The 24,961-nt window shown below is 60.2% G+C and carries 23 protein-coding genes and 1 tRNA gene; 9 read left to right on the forward strand and 15 right to left on the reverse strand.

Annotated elements, in window-relative coordinates:
* Positions 1–47 precede the first annotated feature (47 nt).
* The 7 genes from thrS to ACSQ8V_RS11855 form a co-directional block, all read right to left on the reverse strand.
* A complete protein-coding gene (thrS, locus tag ACSQ8V_RS11825) occupies positions 48–1,955 on the reverse strand; it encodes a threonine--tRNA ligase (RefSeq protein WP_436182043.1) in 1,908 nt (635 codons plus the stop codon).
* A gap of 280 nt (positions 1,956–2,235) precedes the next feature.
* Positions 2,236–2,312: transfer RNA gene (locus ACSQ8V_RS11830), tRNA-Val, on the reverse strand.
* A gap of 174 nt (positions 2,313–2,486) precedes the next feature.
* A complete protein-coding gene (locus ACSQ8V_RS11835; RefSeq protein ID WP_213761699.1) occupies positions 2,487–4,721 on the reverse strand; it encodes a RelA/SpoT family protein in 2,235 nt (744 codons plus the stop codon).
* Between the two features lie 33 nt (positions 4,722–4,754).
* Positions 4,755–5,108 (reverse strand): RidA family protein, encoded by a 354-nt coding sequence (locus ACSQ8V_RS11840; RefSeq protein ID WP_436182044.1) that lies wholly within the window; start codon positions 5,106–5,108, stop codon positions 4,755–4,757.
* 48 nt (positions 5,109–5,156) lie between these two features.
* Positions 5,157–6,074: an alpha/beta fold hydrolase gene (locus tag ACSQ8V_RS11845; RefSeq protein WP_436205825.1), complete on the reverse strand. Its 918-nt coding sequence runs from the start codon at positions 6,072–6,074 to the stop codon at positions 5,157–5,159.
* A 275-nt stretch (positions 6,075–6,349) separates the two neighbouring features.
* Positions 6,350–6,991: a CoA transferase subunit B gene (locus ACSQ8V_RS11850; RefSeq protein ID WP_436205826.1), complete on the reverse strand. Its 642-nt coding sequence runs from the start codon at positions 6,989–6,991 to the stop codon at positions 6,350–6,352.
* 2 nt (positions 6,992–6,993) lie between these two features.
* The gene (locus ACSQ8V_RS11855; RefSeq protein WP_213761702.1) at positions 6,994–7,698 is read right to left on the reverse strand and encodes a CoA transferase subunit A; all 705 of its coding nucleotides are present in this window, start codon (positions 7,696–7,698) and stop codon (positions 6,994–6,996) included.
* A 205-nt stretch (positions 7,699–7,903) separates the two neighbouring features.
* Here ACSQ8V_RS11855 and ACSQ8V_RS11860 point away from each other — a divergent pair, with 205 nt between their 5' ends.
* The gene (locus tag ACSQ8V_RS11860; protein ID WP_436205827.1) at positions 7,904–8,449 is read left to right on the forward strand and encodes a LuxR C-terminal-related transcriptional regulator; all 546 of its coding nucleotides are present in this window, start codon (positions 7,904–7,906) and stop codon (positions 8,447–8,449) included.
* Here the strand turns inward: ACSQ8V_RS11860 and ACSQ8V_RS11865 are convergent.
* Both ACSQ8V_RS11865 and ACSQ8V_RS11870 read right to left on the reverse strand, forming a co-directional pair.
* The gene (locus tag ACSQ8V_RS11865; RefSeq protein WP_436205828.1) at positions 8,446–8,925 is read right to left on the reverse strand and encodes an acyl-CoA thioesterase; all 480 of its coding nucleotides are present in this window, start codon (positions 8,923–8,925) and stop codon (positions 8,446–8,448) included. The two genes, ACSQ8V_RS11860 and ACSQ8V_RS11865, sit on opposite strands and share 4 nt — an antisense overlap.
* On the reverse strand, positions 8,922–9,695 hold the full coding sequence (locus tag ACSQ8V_RS11870; protein ID WP_089160973.1) for an SDR family oxidoreductase: 774 nt from the start codon (positions 9,693–9,695) through the stop codon (positions 8,922–8,924). The genes ACSQ8V_RS11865 and ACSQ8V_RS11870 overlap by 4 nt, the downstream gene beginning before the upstream one ends.
* Before the next feature lie 218 nt (positions 9,696–9,913).
* Here ACSQ8V_RS11870 and ACSQ8V_RS11875 point away from each other — a divergent pair, with 218 nt between their 5' ends.
* On the forward strand, positions 9,914–11,587 hold the full coding sequence (locus ACSQ8V_RS11875; protein WP_436205829.1) for a 4Fe-4S dicluster domain-containing protein: 1,674 nt from the start codon (positions 9,914–9,916) through the stop codon (positions 11,585–11,587).
* Positions 11,588–11,649: 62 nt separating this feature from the next.
* Here the strand turns inward: ACSQ8V_RS11875 and aroC are convergent, their stop codons facing one another.
* The 3 genes from aroC to ACSQ8V_RS11890 form a co-directional block, all read right to left on the reverse strand.
* On the reverse strand, positions 11,650–12,753 hold the full coding sequence (gene aroC, locus ACSQ8V_RS11880) for a chorismate synthase (protein ID WP_436205830.1): 1,104 nt from the start codon (positions 12,751–12,753) through the stop codon (positions 11,650–11,652).
* A 150-nt stretch (positions 12,754–12,903) separates the two neighbouring features.
* Positions 12,904–14,838 (reverse strand): MFS transporter, encoded by a 1,935-nt coding sequence (locus ACSQ8V_RS11885; protein ID WP_436205831.1) that lies wholly within the window; start codon positions 14,836–14,838, stop codon positions 12,904–12,906.
* Positions 14,839–15,045: 207 nt separating this feature from the next.
* On the reverse strand, positions 15,046–15,498 hold the full coding sequence (locus ACSQ8V_RS11890) for a CBS domain-containing protein (RefSeq protein WP_031359018.1): 453 nt from the start codon (positions 15,496–15,498) through the stop codon (positions 15,046–15,048).
* 266 nt (positions 15,499–15,764) lie between these two features.
* Here ACSQ8V_RS11890 and ACSQ8V_RS11895 point away from each other — a divergent pair, with 266 nt between their 5' ends.
* The 3 genes from ACSQ8V_RS11895 to ACSQ8V_RS11905 all read left to right on the forward strand — a co-directional run bounded on the left by ACSQ8V_RS11895 (position 15,765) and on the right by ACSQ8V_RS11905 (position 18,415).
* Positions 15,765–17,090: an O-acetylhomoserine aminocarboxypropyltransferase gene (locus tag ACSQ8V_RS11895; protein ID WP_436205832.1), complete on the forward strand. Its 1,326-nt coding sequence runs from the start codon at positions 15,765–15,767 to the stop codon at positions 17,088–17,090.
* On the forward strand, positions 17,087–17,908 hold the full coding sequence (locus tag ACSQ8V_RS11900; protein WP_436205833.1) for an alpha/beta fold hydrolase: 822 nt from the start codon (positions 17,087–17,089) through the stop codon (positions 17,906–17,908). Before ACSQ8V_RS11895 ends, ACSQ8V_RS11900 begins: the two co-directional genes overlap by 4 nt.
* 186 nt (positions 17,909–18,094) lie before the next feature.
* Positions 18,095–18,415: an Mpo1-like protein gene (locus ACSQ8V_RS11905; protein WP_060819075.1), complete on the forward strand. Its 321-nt coding sequence runs from the start codon at positions 18,095–18,097 to the stop codon at positions 18,413–18,415.
* 24 nt (positions 18,416–18,439) lie between these two features.
* Here ACSQ8V_RS11905 and ACSQ8V_RS11910 read toward each other — a convergent pair whose 3' ends face one another.
* Positions 18,440–19,747, reverse strand: coding sequence for a YihY family inner membrane protein (locus ACSQ8V_RS11910; RefSeq protein WP_436205834.1), 1,308 nt, complete (start codon positions 19,745–19,747; stop codon positions 18,440–18,442).
* Between the two features lie 134 nt (positions 19,748–19,881).
* On the opposite strand from ACSQ8V_RS11910, the gene wrbA reads away from it, so the two are divergent.
* From wrbA to ACSQ8V_RS11930, 4 genes are all read left to right on the forward strand, one after another.
* Complete coding sequence (gene wrbA / locus ACSQ8V_RS11915) at positions 19,882–20,499, forward strand: NAD(P)H:quinone oxidoreductase (protein WP_436205835.1); 618 nt, start codon at positions 19,882–19,884, stop codon at positions 20,497–20,499.
* Entirely contained in the window at positions 20,499–20,951 is a 453-nt protein-coding gene (locus tag ACSQ8V_RS11920) for a DUF2069 domain-containing protein (RefSeq protein ID WP_436205836.1), read from the forward strand. Before wrbA ends, ACSQ8V_RS11920 begins: the two co-directional genes overlap by 1 nt.
* A gap of 111 nt (positions 20,952–21,062) precedes the next feature.
* Positions 21,063–22,526, forward strand: a complete 1,464-nt coding sequence (locus ACSQ8V_RS11925; RefSeq protein WP_436205837.1) for an FAD-binding oxidoreductase — start codon at positions 21,063–21,065, stop codon at positions 22,524–22,526.
* 22 nt (positions 22,527–22,548) lie between these two features.
* Positions 22,549–23,352: a metallophosphoesterase gene (locus tag ACSQ8V_RS11930; RefSeq protein ID WP_436205838.1), complete on the forward strand. Its 804-nt coding sequence runs from the start codon at positions 22,549–22,551 to the stop codon at positions 23,350–23,352.
* Between the two features lie 242 nt (positions 23,353–23,594).
* Here ACSQ8V_RS11930 and ACSQ8V_RS11935 read toward each other — a convergent pair whose 3' ends face one another.
* Both ACSQ8V_RS11935 and ACSQ8V_RS11940 read right to left on the reverse strand, forming a co-directional pair.
* The gene (locus tag ACSQ8V_RS11935) at positions 23,595–23,765 is read right to left on the reverse strand and encodes a hypothetical protein (RefSeq protein ID WP_158934310.1); all 171 of its coding nucleotides are present in this window, start codon (positions 23,763–23,765) and stop codon (positions 23,595–23,597) included.
* 181 nt (positions 23,766–23,946) lie between these two features.
* Entirely contained in the window at positions 23,947–24,885 is a 939-nt protein-coding gene (locus tag ACSQ8V_RS11940) for a LysR family transcriptional regulator (RefSeq protein ID WP_436205839.1), read from the reverse strand.
* Positions 24,886–24,961 lie beyond the last annotated feature (76 nt).

Consider the following 24,961-nt stretch of genomic DNA (forward strand, 5'->3'; position numbering starts at 1 on the left):
ACGTTTCCTCTAAAAATCTAAAAAAACTAGCCGGGCTGCGGGTGGGCTTACTTGTACGCCTGCACGTCCTGCTGCAGACGCTCAAGGAACGCATCGACGGGCATCACGCCAGCGTCGATACCGCCACGAGCACGCACGGCTACGGTTTGTGCCTCACGCTCCTTGTCCCCGACGACCAGCAAATAGGGAACCTTCTGCAACGTGTGCTCTCGTATTTTATAGCTAATCTTCTCGTTGCGCAAATCGCTCTCTACTCTAAGCCCTTGTTTTTGCAACGATTGGGTCAGTTGCAGTGCATATTCAGCCTGACTTTCAGCGATATTCAACACCACAGCCTGCACCGGCGCGAGCCAGGAGGGCATTGCACCAGCATGGTGCTCGATCAGAATGCCGAGAAAACGCTCCATGGAACCGACGATTGCACGGTGCAACATCACCGGGCGCTTGCGGCTGTTATCTTCCGCCACGTATTCGGCGCCCAGGCGCTCCGGCAGGACCATGTCGAGCTGGAGCGTGCCGCATTGCCACGACCGGCCAAGCGCGTCCTTGATGTGGTACTCGATCTTCGGACCGTAGAACGCGCCCTCACCCGGCAATTCTTCCCACGTCAGGCCGCACGCGGTTAGCGCGTCGCGCAGGCCCTGTTCCGAGCGATCCCAGGTTTCGTCGGTACCGGCACGGGAATCGGGACGCAGCGACAGCTTGATGTCGATGTGATCGAAGCCGAAATCCTTGTAGATGCTCATCGCGAGCGTATTGAACGCAATGGACTCTTCGATGAACTGGTCTTCCGTGCAGAAAATGTGGGCGTCGTCCTGGACAAAACCCCGCACGCGCATCAGGCCATGCAACGCGCCCGACGCTTCATTCCGATGACACGAGCCAAATTCCGCGTAACGCAGCGGCAGATCGCGATATGAACGCAAGCCATGGTTGAACACCTGCACGTGGCCAGGACAATTCATCGGCTTGATGGCGTAATCGCGCTTCTCCGACTCCGTCGTGAACATGTTTTCACGATAGTTCTGCCAGTGACCCGACGCTTCCCACAGCGAGCGATCCATGATCATCGGCGTCTTGATTTCGAGATAGCCGACTTCGTTCAGGCGATGGCGGATATATTGCTCGACCTGTTGCCAGATCGCCCAGCCCTTCGGGTGCCAGAACACCATGCCCGGCGCCTCTTCCTGCAGATGGAACAGATCGAGTTGCTTGGCGAGCTTGCGGTGATCGCGCTTCTCGGCTTCCTCGAGCATGTGCAGATACGCTTCCTGGTCTTCCTTCTTCGTCCAGGCCGTACCGTAGATACGCTGCAACTGTTCATTCTTCGAGTCGCCGCGCCAGTAAGCGCCCGCGACCTTCATCAGCTTGAAGACCTTCAGCTTGCCGGTAGACGGCACGTGCGGGCCGCGGCAAAGATCCGTGAAACTGCCGTGCGAATACAGTTTGATGTCGTCGGTGGACGGGATCGATTCAATGATCTCCGCCTTGTACTTTTCGCCGATGCTCTTGAAGTAATCGACCGCTTCGCCGCGCGTTACCACCCGGCGCGACACCGGCTCGTCCTTCTTCGCGATTTCGGCCATGCGCTTTTCGATCTTCTCGAGATCTTCCGGCGTGAAGGGGCGGCTGTACGCGAAGTCGTAGTAGAAACCGTTCTCGATCACAGGGCCAATGGTCACTTGCGCGTCCGGATACAAATCCTTGACTGCGTAGGCGAGCAAATGCGCGGTGGAGTGCCGAATGATATCGAGACCGTCAGCGTCCTTTTCCGTGACGATGGCGAGCGACGCGTCGTGATCGATCAGCGTGGACGTATCGACGAGCTCGCCGTCGAGCTTGCCGCCCAACGCGGCTTTCGCGAGACCTGCACCAATCGACGCGGCGACTTCCGCAACCGTCACAGGGTGGTCGTACTGTCTAACTGACCCGTCGGGCAAACGTATCGAAACCATTTCGTTCTCCAAGACGCCGGCAGCCGACGCCCAAGTTCATTCAACAATGCCTTGCAAACGCCAAGGCGAACGCGCGAAGGCAAAAAAAAATGCGGCCCCACATTTTGAGGGGCCGCATTCACTTTTCCTACAACTGCAAAGGCGAAAGTGGTCCTCGACTAGCGTCGCTCCGAAGTTGTTTCGGTCAACGTTCGCGGTGCCATCTTGTTCATTTGCCTTTCGCGCCAAGACGCTTGCTGCAGTTTTGAAAATCCAGCCTGAACCGGATTTCCACTTTCGTTGGTAGGCTCGATTGGACTCGAACCAACGACCCCCACCATGTCAAGGTGGTGCTCTAACCAGCTGAGCTACGAGCCTGAAGAAGCGAAATTATATGGAGCGTTTTGAATCTTGGCAAGTGCTTTCATGCGATGACGCTGCAGATATTCGTCGATACGTTTAAGAAGCACTAACAATGCGCTTCAAATTCAACGCGTTATCAACCTATTAAGTGCAGGAGCGGGCATGTATTTTTCTTTCGTGCGCGCGGCTTCAGGCCCGCCGCGACGCGCGCACCACGCCCTGCACTTCACCCAACAACAAGCACGCGCGCTGAATTTGCGCGGCGCTCGACACCTCGACCGTAAATTGCATGTACGCGACGTTGCGCCGGCTCTGCGTCTTCACCCCGGTCACGTTCATTTTCTCGCGCGCGAAGACTTCGGAGATATCGCGCAGCAAGCCTTGCCGATCGTTCGATTCCACGGCGAGATCGACTGGGTACACCGACGATCCGCGTCCGCTCATTACGTCGGCGGACCACGCGGTCTCAAGCACACGTTCAGGTGAACGCTCAGCCATGCGCCGGAAGGTCGCGCAGTCGCTGCGGTGGATCGACATACCCTTGCCACGCGTGACGAAGCCCGCGATGCGGTCCGGCGGAGCCGGGCGGCAACACCGTGCCAGTTGCGTCAACAACGCGTCCACACCGACGACCAGCACGCCGGTAGACGCACCCTGCGCCACGCTTTGCCCGCTGCTGCGCTTCTCGAATTGCGCCGGCGCTTCGGGCGCGGGTTCCGGCGGCGGCGTGTCGTGCAGCGCCTGCTCGATGTTGCGCAGGCTGAACTCTTCCTTGGCGACGACCGCGTACAGATCTTCAGGCGTCTTGAAACCGAGCTTCGATGCCAGCTGATCGAGGTTGACGGACGTCTTGCCCTCACGCTGCAGCGTCTTTTCAACAAGCGTGCGCCCGTTCGCTATGTTCTCCTCGGAATCGACCGCGTTGAACCACGCGCGCACCTTTTGCCGAGCCCGCGGGCTGTGCAAATAACCGAGCAACGGATTGAGCCAGTCGCGCGACGGCCCGCCCTCCTTCACCGCCACGATCTCGACCGTCTGGCCGTTCTGCAGCGGCGTGTTGAGCGGCACCATGGCACCGTCGACACGAGCGCCACGGCAACGATGCCCAAGCTCGCTATGCAGGTGATACGCGAAGTCCACGGCGGTCGAGCCTTGCGGCATGGCGATCACGCGTGCCTGCGGCGTGAGCACGTAGATGTGGTCGTCGTCGAGTGTGGCTTCGCGCAAATGCTGCCAGGGCTGCGCGCCCGGCTGATCGCCCTCGGAGACGTCTTCTTTCCACGCCAGCAGTTGGCGCAACCACGCGATCTTTTCGTCGTATTTGTCGCTGGCCGTCACCTGGCCGCCGTACGCGCGCGTGCCCGCTTCCTTGTAGCGCCAGTGGGCAGCTACGCCGTATTCGGCGAAACCGTGCATTTCCTGTGTGCGGATCTGGACTTCAAACGCTCGCCCGTCGTCGCCCACCACGACGGTATGCAGTGACCGGTACCCGTTCGCTTTCGGCCGTGAAATGTAGTCGTCGAATTCCCGTGGCACCGGCTGCCACAAGTTATGGACGATACCGAGCACGGTGTAGCAATCCTTGATGTCGTCGACGATCACGCGAAACGCGCGCACGTCATTCAGCTCGGAAAAATCCAGTTCCTTGCCGCGCATCTTTTTCCAGATGCTGTAGATGTGCTTCGGCCGGCCGCTCACTTCCGCGCGGATATTCGCGGCGGCCAGTTCTTTCTGCAAGCGTGCGATAGCGTCGGTCACATACGCTTCGCGCTCGACACGCTTTTCGTCGAGCAACTTGGCGATGCGCTTGTAGGTGGGCGGTTCCTCGAAGCGAAACGCGAGGTCCTCCAGTTCCCACTTCAATTGCCAGATACCCAACCGGTTCGCGAGCGGCGCGTAGATCTCGAGTGTTTCACGCGGCACGTCGGGCGAAGGCTCGAGCTTGTTCGCCGCGTAGTAGCGCAATGACTGCAGCCGCGACGCCAGCCGGATCAACACCACGCGGATATCCTGCGCGAACGCGAGCAGCATCTTGCGCAACGCTTCGACCTGGGCACGGCGCGCCGCCTGCGCTTCACGGCCCGTTTCCGGCAACGTTGCCTGGGTCGCCCGCGAACTGACTGAACCCAGCCGCCACAGCTTGCGGACGTCCGCGACGAGGCCTTGCACTTCCGCGCCGAAACGCTCACTGATCACACGCTCGGGGTCGTCGATATGCGGCGCAATGGCAAACAACGCCGCCGCCACGATGGCCGCGGGATCGACGTTCAACGTTTGCATGATCCGCGCCGTGCCGGCAGCGTGCTCGACCAGCGATTCCCCGCTGGTCAACCGCGCATCTCCCGCGTGTTCGCGCACGAACGCGAGCGCGTCGTCGAAGGACGGCTCGGGTACCAGTGCAGGAGAAACGGCGGTATCAGGCATACGGATTAATCTGGTGCTCGAAATGTTCCCGGCTTAGCTACGCACAGCAGCCACGACCACCACTTCCACGAGGCATGCCGGATTGGCAAGCTTCGATTCCACGGTCGCGCGCGGCGGCGCATTGCCTTCCGAAACCCACATGTCCCACGCTGCGTTCATGGCGGCGAAATGGGCCATGTCGGAGAGATAGATCTGGACCGACAAAAGCTGTGTCTTGTCGCTGCCGGCTTCCTCAAGCAAACGGTCGATATGGCCGAGCACTTCGCGTGTCTGGCCCGTGATGTCCTGGTCGGTGTCTTCGGCAATCTGACCGGCAAGATAAATGGTGCCGTTGTGGATCGCGATTTCGGAAAGACGCGCGCCAACATGGTGACGAATGACTGCCATGAGTGTTCCTGAGAGTGAATAGTCAAAAAAACCGCACGAAGCCCAATATTATGCCTCGGACGTGTCGGTATCGAAGAAGAACCGGTACGCAATCGCAATCTGATCAGGTGCCAGAAACGCCGGCGCATGCCCCACACCAGCGATTTCCCTGGCCGTCACGGCCTGCCCGTTCGCGACCATTTTTTCTACCGTCTCGCGCGATAGCAAGTCCGAATGTTCACCCCGAACGACCAGCACCGGATGCTGGATCGCCGCCAGCGAATGCCATAGGATCGCCTCACCGAGCGAGGCTGCATTTGCGTCCGCCGCGGCAAATGGAACCGCGATCTTCGGGTCGTACCGATACCCCCAGCGGCCTTCGTGCTCACGCATCAACGGCGTGTTGATCGCGCGCCATTCATCGGCGGTCAGCGGCCCGAACGACGCAGCGAGCTGCGCCGCGTTGTCGATGCCTTCTTGCAGCGTGGCGAAGGTCTCGCCGCGGCCAAGATAAGTACCGATACGCTCGAGCGCCACCGGTTCAATATGCGGCCCGACGTCGTTGAGCAGCATTTTCCGGATGGGCGAATTCGGCAGTCCGGCGAGCCCCAGGCCGATCAACCCGCCCATGGACGTCCCGAACCAATCCACCGTTTCCACGTTCAGCCGAGCAATGAGCGCGACCATGTCACCTACGTACTGCGGCACCGCGTAATGCCTGGGATCGACCAGCCAGTCCGATAAACCTCTCCCGACCACGTCCGGACACACCACCCGATACTCGCTGGCAAACGCCTTCGCCACCTCGTCGAAATCCCGGCCGGAGCGCGTCAGCCCATGCACGCACACGAGCACGCGCGGGTTCGCAGGATCACCCCATTCGGTATAAGCCATGCGATGCAGGCCCGACGGGCTGATGCACTGCACGTGGCGTTGGCGTGGCGTGGGAACAAACGAAGGCGCAGCTTCGACGATAGACGCGGACATAAGATTTTCCTCGGTGCGATGACGCTGCGGCATACAAGCGACTCAACTGAAATCGATTGTAAACGCTTTACTGGCTGCGCTTTGGCGCGATGCCGTAGCGTTAGCCGAACGGTCTGAACAAAGGCACGATATGCGGCCCCAAAATACCAACCGCAAGATCCTTTACAGCCCACCCGGCCTGCGCAAACACCATAAACCAAAAAAAACCGTTCCGACTCACGTCGGAACGGTCCGTTTCGGCCGGAAAAACAAACCGGCGCCACTGCAGAAAAACCTTACTTGACGCTGCTCACATCCAGCGGTGCGCCGGTTTTCTGCTGGATCTCTTCCACATTGACGCCCGGCGCCAGTTCGACGAGTTTCAGGCCGGCATCGGTGACATCGATCACGCCGAGATCCGTAATGATCCGGTCAACCACGCCCACACCCGTCAGCGGCAACGTGCAAGCATCGAGAATCTTGTGCTGGTCGCCCTTCGCCACGTGCTCCATCAACACGATCACGCGCTTTACGCCCGCGACCAGGTCCATCGCGCCGCCCATGCCCTTGATCATCTTCCCGGGGATCATCCAGTTGGCCAGGTCACCCGTCTTGCTGATCTGCATGGCGCCAAGGATGGCCAGGTTCACGTGGCCGCCACGAATCATCGCGAATGAATCCGCCGACGAAAAAATCGACGATCCCGGCAGCGTGGTCACCGTTTGTTTGCCGGCGTTGATCAGGTCAGCATCGACTTCTTCTTCCGTCGGCGAGGGCCCGATGCCAAGCAAGCCATTCTCCGATTGCAGCCACACCTCCATGCCCTCCGGCACGAAGTTCGCGACCAGCGTGGGCAAGCCAATGCCCAGATTCACGTAAAAGCCGTCCTGCAATTCCTTGCCCGCCCGCGCGGCCATCTGGTTCCGGTCCCATGCCATGATCAGTCTCCTTTTGCGCGCACGACGCGTTGTTCAATGCGTTTTTCCGGATGTGCGTTCAGCACGATGCGCTGCACGAAGATGCCCGGCGTGTGAATGGCGTCGGGGTCGAGTGCGCCCGTTTCCACGATCTCCTCCACTTCGACCACCGTGATCTTGCCGGCCATGGCGCACATCGGGTTGAAGTTACGAGCCGTGCGGCGATAAATCAAATTGCCTGATTTGTCGGCTTTCCACGCCTTCACGAGCGCCACGTCAGCGGTGAGCGAATGTTCGAGCACGTAGTGGTCGTCGCCGAATTGACGCGTTTCCTTGCCGTCCGCGATCACCGTGCCATAACCCGTGTTGGTGAAGAACGCCGGAATGCCCGCGCCGCCCGCGCGCAGCTTTTCGGCCAGCGTGCCTTGCGGCGTGAATTCAAGCTCGAGTTCGCCGGCCAGATACTGGCGTTCGAATTCCTTGTTTTCGCCGACATACGACGAGATCATTTTCTTGACCTGACGGGTTTCGAGCAGCAGGCCAAGCCCGAAGCCGTCAACGCCCGCGTTGTTGCTGATGCACGTGATGCCCTGGACGCCCGTGTCGCGCAATGCCGCGATCAGCGCCTCGGGAATGCCGCACAGGCCGAAGCCGCCGACGGCAAACGTCTGCCCGTCCTTCACGATGCCATCGAGCGCCTCTTTCGCGCTGGGATAGACCTTGTTCATCTGTTTGTCCCTTCCTGATCTGGATGAAATCCGTTTATTTGAGTCGTCTCGCGCGCGAAACGACTGCGCTAGACAATTTCTGACGTGGCAAAAGAGTACGACGCCGGATCGATCCGGCACAATACGCAAAAATACATAAGTAATTGCCGTAGTGCACGGCGATGAAATAGTTAAACGCGGGTTAAACCCGACACGTGCGAGCCAAATGCGTCAACTGGATTACCAAACAGCGTTTCATCTTGCGCCAGTCGGACTGGTGTTGTCACGGGAACGGATCATCGAAGACTGCAATGCGCAGCTCTGCGCGATTTTCGGCGTCGCGCCGGAGGCCTTGCTGGGCCAGTCGTTTCAAGTGCTGTATCCCTCGCCGGTGGAGTTCGAGCGGATCGGCCAGCGCATCGCCGCGTTGATGCAGCGCCAGGGCAGTTACGCCGACGACCGCATCATGAAACGCGCAAATGGGGAATTGTTCTGGTGCCACGTGACCGGACGCTCGCTTGATCTGAGCGCGCCGCACGCCGCCGGTGTCTGGACTTTCGAGGATCTGAGCGCGACGCGGCGGGTTGCCATCGAATTGACGCCGCGTGAACGTGAAATCGCGGCGCAGCTCGTCACCGGCAAGACCAGCAAGCAGATCGGCCGGGCGCTGGATATCAGCTCGCGGACCGTTGATATCTACCGGTCGCGGCTCATGCGCAAATACGACACAGGCAACGCGACCGAGCTGCTGCAACGGCTACTGGGAGATTAGGCGCCTGTTTTGTTGCCCACTGCAGCCGTTTCAATGGCATGGCGCAGCAGATCAGGAATCTGCACCGATTTCGCCGCCGCGTAGTCGATCCACACGCATTTCGCCGTGCCGCGGGCGTAGAGCGTGGTGGGATCGTCGGCACGAAACAGCTCGAAGCGCGTGTCGAAACTGCTGCGGCCCGGCGGCCCCACGAACATGCTGCCGATGACATCGCCGGGATAGTGGAGCTGCCTCAGGAATTCCATCGATGCATTCACGATCACCGGCCCCTGCCCTTCAACGTTGGCGCCGGCCAAGGCCAATTGCCGGAACCACGAGATCCGCGTTTCCTCCATGAACCGGAAATACACCGTATTGTTCACGTGGCCGAATGCGTCCATGTCGCCCCATCGCAGCGGCATGGACAGATCGATTACGCGATGAAAACCGTTCGGCGCCGGCGTTGTTACGCTCGCTTGGTCGAGAACCTGGCTCATAGGCCAAACCCGTCATCGGCAGCGATCACCGAGCCGTTGATGAATTGCGACTCGTCGGCGGCAAGCAGCAGCAACAAGCCATCCAGGTCTTCAGGCGTGCCCACCCGGCGACGCGGCAGCATGGCCAGCAGTTTTTGGCCCGCCTCGCTTTTCCAGTGATGGTGATTGAGTTCGGTATCGATATAACCCGGGCAGATCGCGTTCACATTGATCCCGTGACGGCCCCATTCCTGCGCCATCGCCTTCGTCATATGAATGACGGCAGCCTTGCTCATGGAGTAAATGCCGATCTGCGGCAAGGTCTTGAGCCCCGCCATGGACGCGATGTTGATGATCCGATAACCCGGCTTGACCGTGCCGTTGCCGCGCATGATCATCCGTTTCGCCACTTCCTGCGCGACAAAAAACGCGCCGCGCGTGTTGGTATCGAACACGAAATCGAAGTCCGACGGCGTCACATCCGTCAGCTTTTGCTGGGTGGACACACCCGAATTGTTCACGAGGATATCGATCGTGCCGGCCTCCGTCTCCGCGTGCGCGACGGCCGCCTTGATGCTTTGATAATCAGTGACGTCCAACGACACAACGTGCGCCGCGCCGCCGGATGCCTCGATCTCGGCGCGCAGTTCCTTCAGGCGCTCGGTGCGCCGGCTTGCCAGCACGACCCGCGCGCCCGCCTGCGACAACACTTGCGCAAAGCGCTTGCCAAGTCCGCTGGAGGCGCCAGTGATCAGCGCGCATTTGCCTTCCAGGTTGATCGAACGGCCCATTGTTTTTCCTTGGTTGAAAGCGATTGAGATGCCCGGGATCGAACCGAGTTGATGCCGTTCGCTCCGAATCAGCGTCGAATCCGGACAGCCGATATGCTATCGTTAAATAATACGGTCGTGCTAATTACAGGAACGAACGTCGGTTGCACCCTGCGAAGGGTTCCCTGACAATACGCGATCCCCAAAAAAAGCATTCTAACGTTAGACAGGAGCATTGGATGACCCCGGCGAGTCTCATCGAGCAGTACGGTCCCCGTGAATCCATGGAGTACGACGTCGTGATCGTGGGCGGCGGTCCTGCGGGGCTATCGGCGGCTATCCGGCTGAAGCAGCTTGCGCAGGAAAAAGACGTCGAACTCGGTGTCTGCGTGCTGGAGAAAGGCTCCGAGATCGGTGCGCACATTCTCTCGGGTGCTGTGATGGACCCGCGGGGTTTAAGCGAATTGCTCCCCGACTGGAAGACCCAGGGCGCGCCGCTCGATGTGGAAGTCACCGAGGACCGGTTCCTGTTTTTATCGAAGGACAGCGCAAAGCAGGTGCCCAACTGGCTGCTTCCCGACAACTTCAAGAACCACGGCAACTATGTCGTGAGCCTGGCGAACGTCACGCGCTGGCTGGGGCAACAGGCTGAAGCGCTGGGCGTTGAAATATTCCCGGGCTTTCCTGCAGCAGAAGTGCTCTACACCGAAGACGGTGCCGTGCGCGGCGTGGCGACCGGCAACATGGGTGTGGGCAAGGACGGCGAGCCGACCGGCAACTTCCAGCTCGGCATGGAACTGCACGCGAAATACACGCTGTTCTGCGAAGGCGCACGCGGCAACCTGGGCCGTCAGCTCACCGATAAATTCAAGCTCGGCCGCGACGCCGACCCGCAAGTCTACGGCCTCGGCATCAAGGAACTGTGGCAGATCGATCCGGCGAAACACAGGCCGGGCCTCGTGATTCACACGGCCGGCTGGCCGCTGGAAAACGACACCTACGGCGGCTCGTTCCTCTATCACATGGACGATAACCAGGTGATGGTCGGCTTTGTCGTCGGGCTGGGGTATTCGAATCCGTACCTGTCGCCGTTTGAGGAATTCCAGCGCTACAAGACGCATCCGGCTATCCGCACGTTCCTCGAAGGCGGCAAGCGGGTGTCGTATGGCGCGCGGGCGATCACGGCCGGTGGTTTGATGTCCTTGCCGAAGCTGGTGTTCCCGGGCGGAGCGCTGGCTGGCGATGATGCCGGGTTCCTGAATGCATCGCGGATCAAGGGCAGTCACGCCGCGATCAAGTCCGGCAAAATGGCCGCCGAAGCCGCGTTCGACGCCGTGCAAGCCGGTCGTCAAGCCGACGAACTGAGCGCCTACCCCGAAGCATTTGATAACTCGTGGCTCAAGACCGAGTTATATCGTGCACGTAACTTCAAGCAATGGATGAGCAAGGGTTTGTATCTCGGCACGCTGATGGTCGGGTTTGAACAGAAGGTGTTAGGCGGCAATGTGCCGTGGACGCTGCACCATCAGCACGCCGATAACGAAACACTTAAACCCGCATCGCAATGCAAGCCGATCGTGTATCCGAAGCCGGATGGGAAGCTGACGTTCGACCGGCTGGCGTCGGTGTTTATATCGAACACGAATCACGAGGAAAACCAGCCGGCGCATTTGACGCTCAAGGATGCATCGGTGCCGGTGGATGTGAATTTAAGAACCTACGCCGGACCGGAAGGACGGTATTGCCCGGCACAGGTATACGAATTTGTGAAGAACGATGACGGCAGCGAGCGCTTGCAGATCAACGCGCAGAACTGCGTGCACTGCAAGACTTGCGATATCAAAGACCCGACGCAGAATATTGTGTGGGTGCCGCCAGAAGGTGGCGGTGGGCCGAATTATCCGAATATGTGAGCGTTCGGATTTGAGGCTTTAAAAAATAACGCCGGTTCTTTAAGTTCAGAACCGGCGTTATTTTATTTGGCGATATGCGCGGCGATATGAGGTGTTGTCGTCACCACGTCGCCGTTCTGCGCACGATGCCGCAACGCATGATCGATCAGCACGAGCGCGAGCAGCGCTTCGGCGATCGGCGTCGCGCGGATGCCAACGCACGGATCGTGGCGCCCGAAGGTTTCCACCGTCGCGGAATGACCGGTTTTATCGATGGACTCGCGCGGCGTGCGAATGCTCGACGTCGGTTTGATCGCGATCGATACGGTGATGTCCTGGCCGCTCGAAATGCCGCCCAACACGCCGCCTGCGTTGTTCGCGGCAAACCCCTCCGGCGTCATTTCGTCGCCATGAACCGAGCCGCGTTGCGCGACGCTCGCGAAACCCGCGCCAATTTCAACGCCTTTCACCGCATTGATGCCCATCATCGCTTTCGCGATATCGGCATCCAGGCGGTCATAAAGCGGCTCGCCCAGCCCGGCCGGCACGCCCGTCGCCATCACGCCGATGCGCGCGCCGATCGAATCGCCGTCCTTGCGAAGCGCGTCCATGTACTCCTCGAGGCGCGGCACGATGTCCGCATTCGGCGCAAAAAACGGGTTTTCGCGCACGTGTTCCCACGCAACGAACGGAATCGGAATCTCGCCGAGCGCGCTCATGAACCCGCGTGTTTCGATACCCATGCGCTCGCGCAGCCATTTCTTCGCTACAGCGCCGGCCGCGACGGTCGGCGCCGTCAGCCGTGCCGATGACCGTCCACCCCCGCGATAATCGCGGATACCGTACTTCTGCCAATACGTGTAATCGGCGTGCCCGGGACGGAATGTCTCGACGATATTGCCGTAATCCTTGCTGCGCTGATCTGTATTACGGATCAACAACGCGATAGGCGTGCCGGTCGTTTTACCTTCGAACACGCCCGACAGAATCTCGACCTGATCGGCTTCCTGACGCTGCGTCACATGCCGCGACGTACCCGGTTTGCGTCGATCCAGTTCGATCTGGATATCCGCCTCGGATAGTTCCATGCCCGGCGGGCAGCCGTCGATCACGCAGCCGATCGCGGGACCGTGCGACTCGCCAAAGTTCGTGACGGTGAAAAGCGTGCCGAGTGTGTTGCCGGACATGAGCGTCGTCCTGAAAAAAGCGAAAGAGCCAATATTATGCCAGCCGAGCGCGCTTTAAGCCCCCGCTCGAAACCTGTTGCGCGGAGGGCTTTCGTTAGCAAAAGCACCGCTTGAGGAAGCCTCTTGGCCGCGCGAGGCCCCTCTCGCGCCTTATTTGCGCGCGCCTCGCAACGTCGCGACTACCTCTTGCAAGTGTTCCGGCGTGGCATCGGCGGGATCGATCGGCTCACCGACCGCCAGCGTCAGGCGGCTCATCACCCCGCGTTGAACCGGACGTGGCCAGCGGTTGTCGTCGTGGCGCGAAAAAACGCTGCCCCACAAACCGCGTAAAGCGATGGGCACCACAGGGGCGGAATGGCGCTTGAGAATTTCGCTGATGCCATGGCGGAACGGGTTGATATCGCCGGTTCGGGTGAGCTTGCCTTCAGGGAAGATGCACACCAGATCGCCGTCGGCGAGCGCGCGGCCGCAGGCGTCGTAGGCTTTTTCCAGCAGTTTTGCGTCCTCATGAGCGGGCGCGATCGGAATGGCCTTGACATGACGGAACAGCCAGCCGACCAGCGGCGAGCGGAAAATCCGGTGATCCATCACGAAGCGGATCGGCCGCGGACTTTCCGACATGATCACGATGGCATCGACGAAACTCACGTGATTGCACACCAGCACGGCGGCCCCGTGCTCGGGAATGCGCTCGGCGTTCACGAGTCTGATCCGGTAGAACGTATGCACGAGAACCCAGGCGAGAAAGCGCAACAGAAACTCGGGCACGAGCGAATAGATATAAGCAGCCACCACGATATTCAGCAACGCCGTGGTGAGAAACAGCCCGGGAATGCCGACGCCCGCCGACGTCAGGCCGACCGCCATCAACGCCGACACGATCATGAAAAACGAGTTGAGGATATTGTTCGCGGCGATGATGCGCGCGCGATGCGTGGGTTGGCTGCGCGACTGGATCAGCGCGTAAAGCGGCACGCTGTAGAAACCGCCGAACATCGCGAGCAGGAACAGGTCGGCCAGGATGCGCCAGTGCACGCCGATCTGAAGAAATTCGCTGACGCCCATCAGATGCCCGGCGGGCGCGATGCCGTGGCTGGCAAAAAACAGATCGATAGCGAAAACGCTGATACCGATCGATCCGAGCGGAACCAGTCCGATCTCGACACGGCGTTTTGAAAGCTTTTCACACATCAGCGAACCGATGCCGATACCGATCGAAAATGTGCCGAGCAGCACGGTCACGACGTCGGGGTTAGCCGACAGGACGTCCTTCCCGAAGTTAAAAAACGACGTGAGAAAAGTCGCGCCGACGAACCAAAGCCACGAGATCCCGAGCAGACTCAGGAACACAGTGCGGTCCCGGCGCGCGAGCGCGAGATTGCGCCACGTCTCGCTGAACGGATTCCAGTTGATCTTCAGATCGGGCTGCAGAGCCGCGGTTTTCGGTACGAAACCCGACGCCACGCGCCCGATCAACGCAACCGTCACGCAACACGCGGCAAGCAACATGGTGCCGTGCTCGGTCAGCCCGGCCGTCGCGCCGCCAATGATTGTCCCGATCAAAATGGCCACGAACGTCCCCATTTCAACGAGCCCGTTGCCGCCAACCAGTTCCGATGGCTGGAGATGCTGTGGCAGATAGGCATATTTCACCGGCCCGAACACGGTCGAATGCACACCCATGAGGAACGTGCAGACGTAAAGCAGCGGCGCGCTGTGCAACATGAAACCCGCGCCGCCGATCAGCATCACCACGATTTCGAACGTCTTCACGAAGCGTGTAAGCGTGGCTTTGTCGTATTTATCGGCGACCTGGCCTGATGTCGCGGAAAAAAGCACGAAAGGGATGATGAAGACTGCAGAGATCAGGAAAGCGGCGGTTTTTGGATCGACACCTGAAAAACGAGCAGCCTGAAACGTGACCAGCGACGTAAAGCCGACCTTGAAGACATTGTCGTTGAGTGCGCCGAGGAACTGCGTCCAGAAAAACGGCGCGAAACGACGTTCACGCAACAGGCGGAACTGACCGTCGCCATGTTGGGCGCCGGCCTTTTTCTCGCGGGGCGATGCGGATGTTTCGCTCATGGATTATTGGAGTTGGTAGCTGAGAGAGTGTTGATCCGTTGAGCCTGGCGGTTACAGACGAAACCGTGATGACCGGACCTTTACGGAGCGGAAAGGTCCCGAAGGGGCGAAAAAAATGCGCGCCGCTCGGGCGCGCATTTTGTGCGTGACGTGGTGATGCGCTTCGACCGGGTTTGCGCGAATCGCGCTAATCGCGCGACGCCCCGATCAACGCGCTTCTTCTTGCTGCTCCGGCCAGTCGCGGATATAGGCCTTGAGCATCTTGTTCTCGAAACCTTGCTCTTCCACCACGGCCTTGGCCACGTCGTAAAAAGAAATCACGCCCATCAGCACGTTCTTTTCCATGACCGGCAGGTAACGAACGTGATGCTCGAGCATCATCCGGCGCACCTCGTTCACGTCCGTTTCCGGCGTACACGTGATGGGATGGTCGTCCATGACCTTGCGGATAGTGGAGGTGCCCACGCTGCCGCCGTTTTCGCTCAGCGTGAGAATGATCTCGCGGAACGTCAGCATGCCGGCGAGATCGCCGTATTCGATCACCACGAGTGAACCAATGTCGTGTGACGCCATGGTGTTGATCGCTTCGTGCAGCGGCGTGTCCGGTGTTACCGTGAAGAGCGCGTTGCCCTTGACGTTCAAAATGTCGCTGACTCGCATGATTGTCTCCTCGCGAAAAGCCTGAATATCTATCGATCCTAGCGGAAAGACCGTTAAAAAGAAAGCGCGCAAGAACCCCGTGTTTTGTCTGCAAAAGCCAAGCGGGGCGGGCTTTTGCACCGGGTCGGCGCACGCCGGGCCAAGGCTGCCCTTGCGTGGCATGGCGCCACACGGTGCGACCGCCAACGCTGGCGTCTACCCCAAGTTTATCGGGCCACACCCGATGTTACGATAAATGACTCTTTTCCTCTGGTAGCCCGCCCACGATGCCCGCCAACCGCTTCGACACACTCGTGCTGCACGCCGGCGCAGCGCCCGACCCTACCACCGGCGCTCGCGCCACGCCGATCTATCAGACTACATCGTTCTCGTTTCGAGACACCGACCACGCTGCTTCGCTCTTCAATATGGAGCGCTCAGGACACGTCTATTCGCGCATTTCGAACCCGACCGTCGCCGTATTCGAGGAGCGCGTAGCCGCGCTGGAGGGCGGCGTGGGCGCGATCGGCACCGCCAGCGGACAGGCCGCGCTGCATCTTGCGATCGCTACGCTGATGGGCGCAGGCTCGCACGTGGTTGCGTCGAGCGCACTGTACGGCGGTTCGCACAACCTGCTGCATTACACGATGAGGCGCTTCGGCATAGACACCACTTTCGTCCCGCCGCACGATGCCGACGCCTGGCGCGCAGCCATCCGGCCCAACACGCGTCTGCTGTTCGGCGAAACGCTGGGGAACCCGGGTCTCGATGTGCTCGACATCGAGACAATCGCGGACATCGCACATTCGAACCACGTACCGCTGCTGGTGGATTCGACCTTCACCACGCCCTATTTGCTGCGTCCCTTTGATCATGGCGCCGACTTCGTCTACCACTCGGCGACCAAATTCCTGGGCGGCCACGGCACGACGATTGGCGGCGTGCTGGTGGACGGCGGCACGTTCGACTTCACAGCTACCGATCTCTTCCCCGAATTCACCGAACCCTACGACGGATTCCACGGCATGGTCTTCGCCGAAGAAAGCACCGTTGCACCGTTCCTGCTGCGCGCTCGTCGCGAGGGCTTGCGCGACTTCGGAGCGTGCCTGCATCCGCAAGCTGCGTGGCAACTCTTGCAGGGCATCGAAACCTTGCCGTTGCGGATGGACCGGCACGTCGCCAACACCCGCAAGGTCGTCGAATTCCTGCTCGCTCATCCCGCGGTGGAAGGCGTGGCCTATCCCGAGCTCGACACTCACCGGGACTACGCGCTTGCCAAACGCCTGCTGCCGCGCGGCGCGGGCGCCGTGTTCAGCTTCGACCTGCGTGGCGACGTAGCGGCAGCGCGGCGCTTCATTGAAGCGTTGACGCTGTTCTCGCATCTTGCGAACGTTGGCGATGCACGCTCGCTCGTCATCCACCCCGCTTCGACCACGCATTTCCGCATGGACGCCGCCGCCCTCGCCGCAGCGGGCATTGCACCGGGACGTATCCGGCTGTCGATTGGCCTGGAAGACCCCGACGATCTCATCGATGATCTCAAACGCGGCCTCAAGGCATCGCAGAAGGCTTCGCCCAGTGCCGCCCGGAGCAGCGACGGGAGCCGCACATGATGCTCGAAGTCGACGGCGCTTCGGCCTACGCCTACACCGGCGGCCACGCGTTCGAGCAGGATCGCCCCGTGGCCGTGTTCGTGCACGGCGCACAGCACGATCACAGCGTCTGGGCACTGCAGACACGCTACTTCGCCCATCACGGCCTGAGCGTGCTCGCCGTCGATCTTCCCGGTCACGGCCGCAGCGCGGGCCCGGCACGGCGAAGCATCGGAGCGCTCGCGGACTGGCTTGTCGCGGTAGTGGACGCGGCCAAGGTCAAAGAGGCAATGCTGATTGGCCACAGCATGGGCTCGCTGATTGCGCTCGATTGCGCAGCGCGCTATCCGTCGCGCGTCACCCGCCTTGCCCTGCTCGCCACCGCGTATCCGATGACCGTGTCCGACTCGCTTCTCGATGCCGCACGCGATCGCGAACCGGACGCCATCGACATGGTCAACCAGTGGTCGCACTCGTCGATCGCCGCAAAACCGTCGTGCCCCGCGCCGGGCTTCTGGCTGCATGGCGCCAACCAGCGTCTGATGGAACGAGTGGCCGCACTGGGTGAGCCCCATCTCTTTCATACCGATTTCAGCGCCTGCAACGCCTATGCGGACGGACTTGAACGAGCAACGGCGCTACGTTGCCCGGTACAGATCATTGCCGGCCGTCTCGATGCCATGACGCCACCCCGCGCCAGCCGGGCGCTGACGGACGCGATGAAACAAGCGGATGTCGCTGTCGAAACTGTCATGCTGGACGCCGGACACGCACTGATGAGTGAACAACCCGATGCGACCCTCGCTGCATTGTTCAGTTTTGCGACGCGACCGGTTTAAGCGACAGATCGTTCCATGGCTCATAAACTCAGCTTAACCGCGCGCGCTCCACTGCGCCATCAGCCGAATGGGAGGGGGTCTCCAACTGTTTCCAGATCGGCAGGAATCGTGGTTGCGCAGTGGGCTTAATCACTGGAGAATGAATCTTGCTGAGCTAATGCTGCAACCTGCTCGAAGGAGACTGTCATGGCCCAAACCGCGCATTCCGATCACTTCGCGAGCTTCGCCGAGTTCTATCCCTACTATCTCGAAGAGCACCGTAACGTAGTGTCGCGCCGGCTGCACTTCATCGGTTCGCTGGGCGTGATTGGCTGCCTTGCGATGGCTATTGCCACCGGCGACTGGCTTTGGCTTCCCGCTGCCGTGATTTGCGGCTACGGCTTTGCCTGGGTCGGCCATTTCTTCTTTGAGAAAAACCGTCCGGCCACGTTTCGCCATCCGCTCTACAGCCTGATGGGCGACTGGGTCATGTTCAAGGACATCTGCATCGGCAGGATTTCGCTTTAGCGCACTTCGGAAGTGCGAGGCGCTTTAGGCCGTTTGATGCGGCATGGACGTTACCCCCTGTGTCTCGCGATCGCCTTCTTGACGAGACGCGGCGCGCGCCGCCAGCAGCGTGGCCAATGTAACCTCAAGTTTCTCGTTGCTGAGCGCGTTCATCAATGCGGCACGGTCAATGTGCGAGGAATCGAGGCGCAACTGATAGTCCAGTTCTTCGCGCTCGATCACGAACAAATCGAACAAGCTCGCCACCGTGATCTGCTGCGGATTGGCGATCAGCACATAGCGCGGCACTCGAAGGTTCTCCAGCCTCGCAATCCATTCCAGAGAGTCAAGCTTGCGAACCAGGCGCATGGAGGTATCCATGTCACAGCGAAGCATTCGTGCAAGCTCGAGGCCGGTGTAACCCGGCAGGCCGGCTTCCCGTGCCTCCGCCAGGCGAGCGAGTAATTCGAGGGCATCGAGCAGGTCGCTCCCTGGAAAATCATTTCGATGAAACTGGCCGATCCGGATTGCCGGCAAGGCCGACGTGAGCATCGCGCCGATCAGCGTGATCATCCAGCACAAATAGACCCATAACAGGAATACAGGCAACGCCGCGAACGCGCCATACACGGCGGTATAAGTTGGAATACGGCGCACGTAATAGCCGAAACCGCGCTTCGCCAATTCAAACGCGATAGCCGCGACAAGTCCGCCAACCAGCGCGTCGCGCCACTCCACTTTGCAATTCGGCAGGAACACGTAGAGCATGGAGAACGCCAGCATCGTGAACGGCAGCGTTGCGCTGGCGAGCGCCCACTCGACCACCGGTGGCAGGAGGTTATGCGAGCCGGCAAATGCGATGGATTGCGCGAACAGGTAGGACGACATGGACAGACTCACGCCGAACAGAATAGGACCGAGCGTGATGATGGCCCAGTACACCAGGACGCGCTGAGCGAACGGACGTGATTTGCGCACGCGCCAGATCACGTTGAACGCGGACTCGACGGTCATCATGGTCATCACCGAGGTGACGAACAAGATGATCATGCCGACCGTGGTAAGCCCCTTTGCCTTCGATGCAAACTGGTTCAGGTACTTGAAGATCTGACTGTTAATTTGCGACGGCATCAGGTGCACCGCCAGAAAATCCTGCAGCGACATCTGAAACGAAGCAAAGATGGGAAACGCAGTGAATAACGCAAACGCGACCGTCGCAAGCGGCACGAGCGACAACACGGTGGTAAATGTCAGGCTACCGGCCACCTGCGGCACGCGATCCTCACCCGTACGACGGGCAACGAATGCGGCAAGCCGCTTCGTTGTATCGAGATCGATGGGAAACTTCAGCAAGAATCTCTCTCCTTGAAACACTACAACAGATCCGCGACGCGGCTTGAATGGCGAGCGGCACCACGCCAAAACGCATGCCAAAACGCCCCGTCCACGCACCCGATCCTTATAATACCCGTTCACCGAAAAGGCTCATGAACGACATTCTCGTGCTCTATTACAGCCGCAACGGCGCCACCCGCGCGCTCGCCCAGGCGATCGCTCAAGGCGTCGACAGCGTGCCCGGCATGCAGGCGCGCGTGCGTACCGTGCCCCCTGTCTCCACCGTTTGCGAAGCCACGCAGCCGGATATTCCCGCCGACGGCCCGCCCTACGCCGAAGTGCGCGACCTGGAAGAATGCGCCGGACTCGCGCTCGGGTCGCCCACGCGGTTCGGCAACATGGCGGCCTCGCTGAAATATTTCCTCGACGGCACTTCGCCTCAATGGCTGTCCGGCGCGCTGGCCGGCAAACCCGCCAGCGTCTTCACCTCCACGGGCAGCTTGCATGGCGGGCAGGAAACCACCCTGCTTTCCATGATGCTGCCCTTGCTTCACCACGGCATGTTGATCGTGGGGATTCCGTACACCGAGCCGAAGCTGACCACCACGCAAACCGGGGGCACGCCTTATGGCGCGTCCCATTTCGCCCGCGCTGAAACGGCCGACAGCGGCATCTCCGCAGACGAGAAAGCATTGGCCATGGCGCTCGGCGCACGCCTCGCCACTACGGCGCTCACGCTTCAACGCGGCGCCTACGCGGCGCCTGATTGATGACCACTACGCCCGCCATGGACGCTGCCAGCACCCGACCCGGCTTTGCACGCGGCGCGCTGTACAGCCTGATTGCACTGATTGCGTTGTCTATCGCGTGGGAGCTTTGGCTCGCGCCGCTGCGCCCGGGCGGCTCCGCTCTGGCGCTCAAGGCAATCCCGCTGCTGTTCGCGCTGCGCGGCACGATCCGGCGCAACGTGTACACGCTGCAATGGGCTTCGATGCTCGTTCTGCTCTACTTCGCTGAAGGCATTGTGCGCGGCATGACCGACGGCGGATTATCAGCGCGCCTTGGCTGGTTCGAAGCGCTTCTTGCTCTTGCGTTCTTCGTCTGCGCGCTTGGCTTTGTCGCGCCGTTCAAACGCGCTGCACGCGCCGCGAAGCGAGCAAAGGCCGCCACAACCGTAACAACCTCAACATCAGATTCAACGCCCGACGGCAATCATTTGTAGCACGGAATAGTTTGCGTAGACGAGACCTATGCCATCAGGCCAGGGTTCGCCCGGCCCGACGTTACGCGATACTGTGTCACCCGTCGTCCACGCCACCGCTTTTCGAAACTCATGACCGCATCCGACCGTTCACGTTACTTTGTTGAAGCCTGCATCGAAGCGATTGGCGCAGCCCATGTGCTGACCGGCACACACGATACCGCGCCGTTTCTCACTGACTGGCGCAAGCGTTATCACGGTCAGACGTGCGCCGTGGTGCTTCCCGGCACCACCGAACAGGTCGCTAAAGTTGTACAGCTCGCGCGGGAATACCGTGTCCCTATCGTGCCGCAAGGCGGCAACACCGGACACTCCGGCGGGGCAACGCCAGACGCCAGCGGCAAACAGGTGGTTATCAGCTTGCGCAGGTTGAACCGGATTCGCGACGTCGATCCTCTCAACAACACCGTCACGGTGGAAGCCGGCGTGATCCTTGCCGATATCCAGGCGCGCGCCGGGCAGGAACAGCGACTCTTTGCCCTGAGCCTCGCCGCCGAAGGCAGTTGCACGATCGGTGGCAATCTTTCAACGAATGCCGGGGGCACCGCCGTTCTGCGCTATGGCAACACCCGCGAGTTGTGTCTCGGGTTGGAAGTGGTGACGCCGCAGGGTGAAATTTGGGACGGTTTGCGCGGGCTACGCAAGGACAACACCGGCTACGATCTGCGCGACCTGTACATTGGTGCGGAAGGGACACTCGGCATCATTACTGCCGCCGTCATGAAACTGCATCCGGCACCTGTCGCTCGCGTAACCGCGCTCGCGGCGCTCGCCTCGCCACAGGCCGCGCTCAATTTCCTCGCTACGGCACAGCGTTATGCAGGGCCATTGCTGACCGGCTTCGAACTGATGTCGGATTTTTCGCTTCATCTCGTAACCACGCATTTCCCGCAGATGCGTTATCCGTTCAGCAAGAAACACGGCCAGACCGTGTTACTCGAATTGTCCGATAGCGAGAGCGAGCAGCACGGCCGCGCGCTGTTCGAACGGCTGATGGAACATGCGATGGAGCAAGGCCTGGTCGAGGATGCAGTCGTTGCGGAGAATTTGTCGCAGTCGCGGGCGTTCTGGAACTTGCGCGAACATATCCCGCTCGCGCAGGCGGCGGAAGGACTCAACATCAAGCACGATATCGCGGTGCCTATTTCCCGCATCGGGCATTTCATCGATGCAACCGACGCGCTCATCGCCCAGGCCATTCCGGGCGTGCGCATGGTGACGTTCGGCCATCTTGGCGACGGTAATCTGCATTACAACGTGCAGGCGCCGGAAGGGGTCGATCCCGAGAGCTTTCTCGCCGAATTCCAGGCACCGGTCAATGCGCTCGTGTATGAAAGCGTGCACGCGCATCGCGGCAGCATCAGCGCAGAACATGGGTTAGGACAATTGAAGGTAGCCGAAGCAATGCACTACAAGTCCCCGGTGGAAGTGCGGCTCATGCGCGCGCTCAAGACAGCGCTCGACCCCGAGAACCTGATGAATCCGGCCAAGGTGTTGCCGGACGTGCGTGCGCCGGGTGCCGCGGGCGCGGCATAACAGTATTGAGGAGATAAGCGCCGTGAAGATTCGCGTTCTGTCCGACCTGCATCTCGAGCACGATGAACCGCTTGCCATCCCGTACGCCGAGGCCGATCTCGTCGTGCTGGCCGGTGACATCCATAATCACGCGGAAGGTCTGCGCTGGGCGGCGGAAAATTTCGGTTCGGACGTACCGGTTGTTTATGTGCCGGGCAACCATGAGTATTACGACGGTGAGTTCGGTGCACTTGAAACCGCGATGCAGGACGCCGCGCGCAGCTTGCCCAACGTCCATTTCCTGAACAACACCGCCCTCACCGACCGATACGGCAAATGGCGCGTGCTCGGCACCACGTTGTGGACGGATTTCGCGTTGTTCGGCGCGAGCGACGAGGCGTTGCGCGAGTCCATCGCAGCGGCCGAGCGGGTGATGGTCGACTTCCGGGGCGTGATCCAGGTTGCGTGGCCCGAACCCGAAGATGAGCCACGCTCGTTTAGTCCCGGCGACTCGCTGGCGCTCCACGGGCAAGCACGGGCATGGCTGGAAGATGAGCTGGCAAAACCTTTCGACGGCAAGACGATTGTCGTCACGCATCACGCGCCGCTGAAACAAAGCCTGGCCGAAAAGTTCGCGACGGACCGGGCATCGGCGGGTTTTGTGAGCGATCTACCCTCGCTCGTGCGCGCGCCGGTCGCGCTGTGGGTTCATGGTCACACGCATACCGCGTTCGATTATTTCGCAGAAGGAACGCGCGTGATCTGTAATCCGCGCGGCTATCGCGACCGGCGCACGGGTGCGCCTGAAAATCCGTTGTTCAAATGGGACAGGGTGGTCGAGATCTGAGCGACCAGTGGCAATGAATTGCCAAGAATCGCGTTTTCGGTGCAGATACGCTGCAGGTGCGTGGGGCCGGTAAAAACCTAACCGATCATGACGCGGACGCCTAACCCTTCAGCGTTATAGGTAAAAACACCCGTTCCAGGGCTAGAGCTCTCTGGCACCAGATACGGTTTATCCGGCGCAGGCTTAAATGTCACTGCACCGGCTGCAAAAAACAAAAAGACCGATAGATCGGTCTTTTTTTCTCAACGATCCGACGAATCGCGCGATTGACGGTTCTTACGTTCGTCGATACGGATCGGGATCAGGCGCGCGCGTTTCGCATTTTCGCGAGCCGTACGCAGCAATTCACGGGTAGCGGGCACGGCGATCAGAGCCAGCAGTGCGTAGATGGCGATCATCAGCGGCGTATTCATAACTTCCTCGGATGTTGTCGAATCGATAAATCGGTAATAGTGAATCGGTGAAGCTAAAACACAAACCACAAGCTATCAACATGCGGCCGAAATAGACGTAAGCAAGTGTTGCGGCGCGGCAAATGAAAAACACTGTTGAAAGCATGTCGGCCAGCTTACCCCCATTCTCCTGCTCATAAGCTTACGACGCCACAAATTCCTGCAGCGATTTTTCGTCGACGGCGAGTGCGGCAGGCAACTCAGCGCGCAAATACTCCACCCAAGTCCGGATTTTCGCATCCAGGTACTGACGCGACGGATACAGCGCAAACAGGTTGAGCATCTGCATGGTGTATTGCGGTAAAACACGCACCAACGTCCCTGCACGCAATGCAGGTAACGCTGACGACGTCGGCAATATCCCCACGCCCATGCCTTCGCTGATTGCCACGGCCATGGCTTCAGCCACGTTGACCGTGAAGGTCGCGGGTCCGAGCGTGATGGTTTCCTGGCCGTTCGGGCCGTCAAAAGTCCATTTGTTCGGCGGGAACGCGGGCGTAATGAGTTGCAAGCACGTATGCCGCACCAGATCAGACAAGACGTGGGGCACGCCATGTTCCTGAATATAGCCCGGCGACGCGCAGGCAATGCTGAACGCACTTCCCAGTCGTTGGGAAACCAGTCCTGAATCAGGCAGTTCAGTGCCGAGGACGATCGACACGTCAAAGCCCTCGTCCAGCAGGTCCGGCACGCGCTGCGCGAGCGTCAGGTCGATCTGCACCGATGGATGCAACTTCTGGTAGCGCGAAATCATTGGCACGATGTAATGCTGGCCGATCCCGGCCATGGTGTGCATCTTGAGCTTGCCGGCCGGGCGCGCGTGCGCATCGCCGGCTTCAGCTTCGGCCTGATCGACATAAGCCAGGATTTGCTCGCACCGCTGCAAATAACGCTCGCCTGCTTCGGTCAGCGCGATCCGGCGCGTGGTCCGGTTGAGCAAGCGCGTGCGCAAATGCGCTTCGAGATCGGAGACAGCGCGCGATGCATAGGCCGTCGTCGTGTTCAGCTGATGAGCCGCGGCGGTAAAGCTGCCGGCTTCAACAACCCGCGAAAACACGCGCATGTTTTGAAGCGTATCCATGAGCCTTGAGTCTCGTCCAAGTGGTGCCGCATTGTTACCGCATTGTTACGTTATGGGCAACGGCGATTACCTCATA

Origin of the sequence: Caballeronia sp. LjRoot31, assembly GCF_964253885.1 — a bacterium.
GTDB lineage: Bacteria > Pseudomonadota > Gammaproteobacteria > Burkholderiales > Burkholderiaceae > Caballeronia.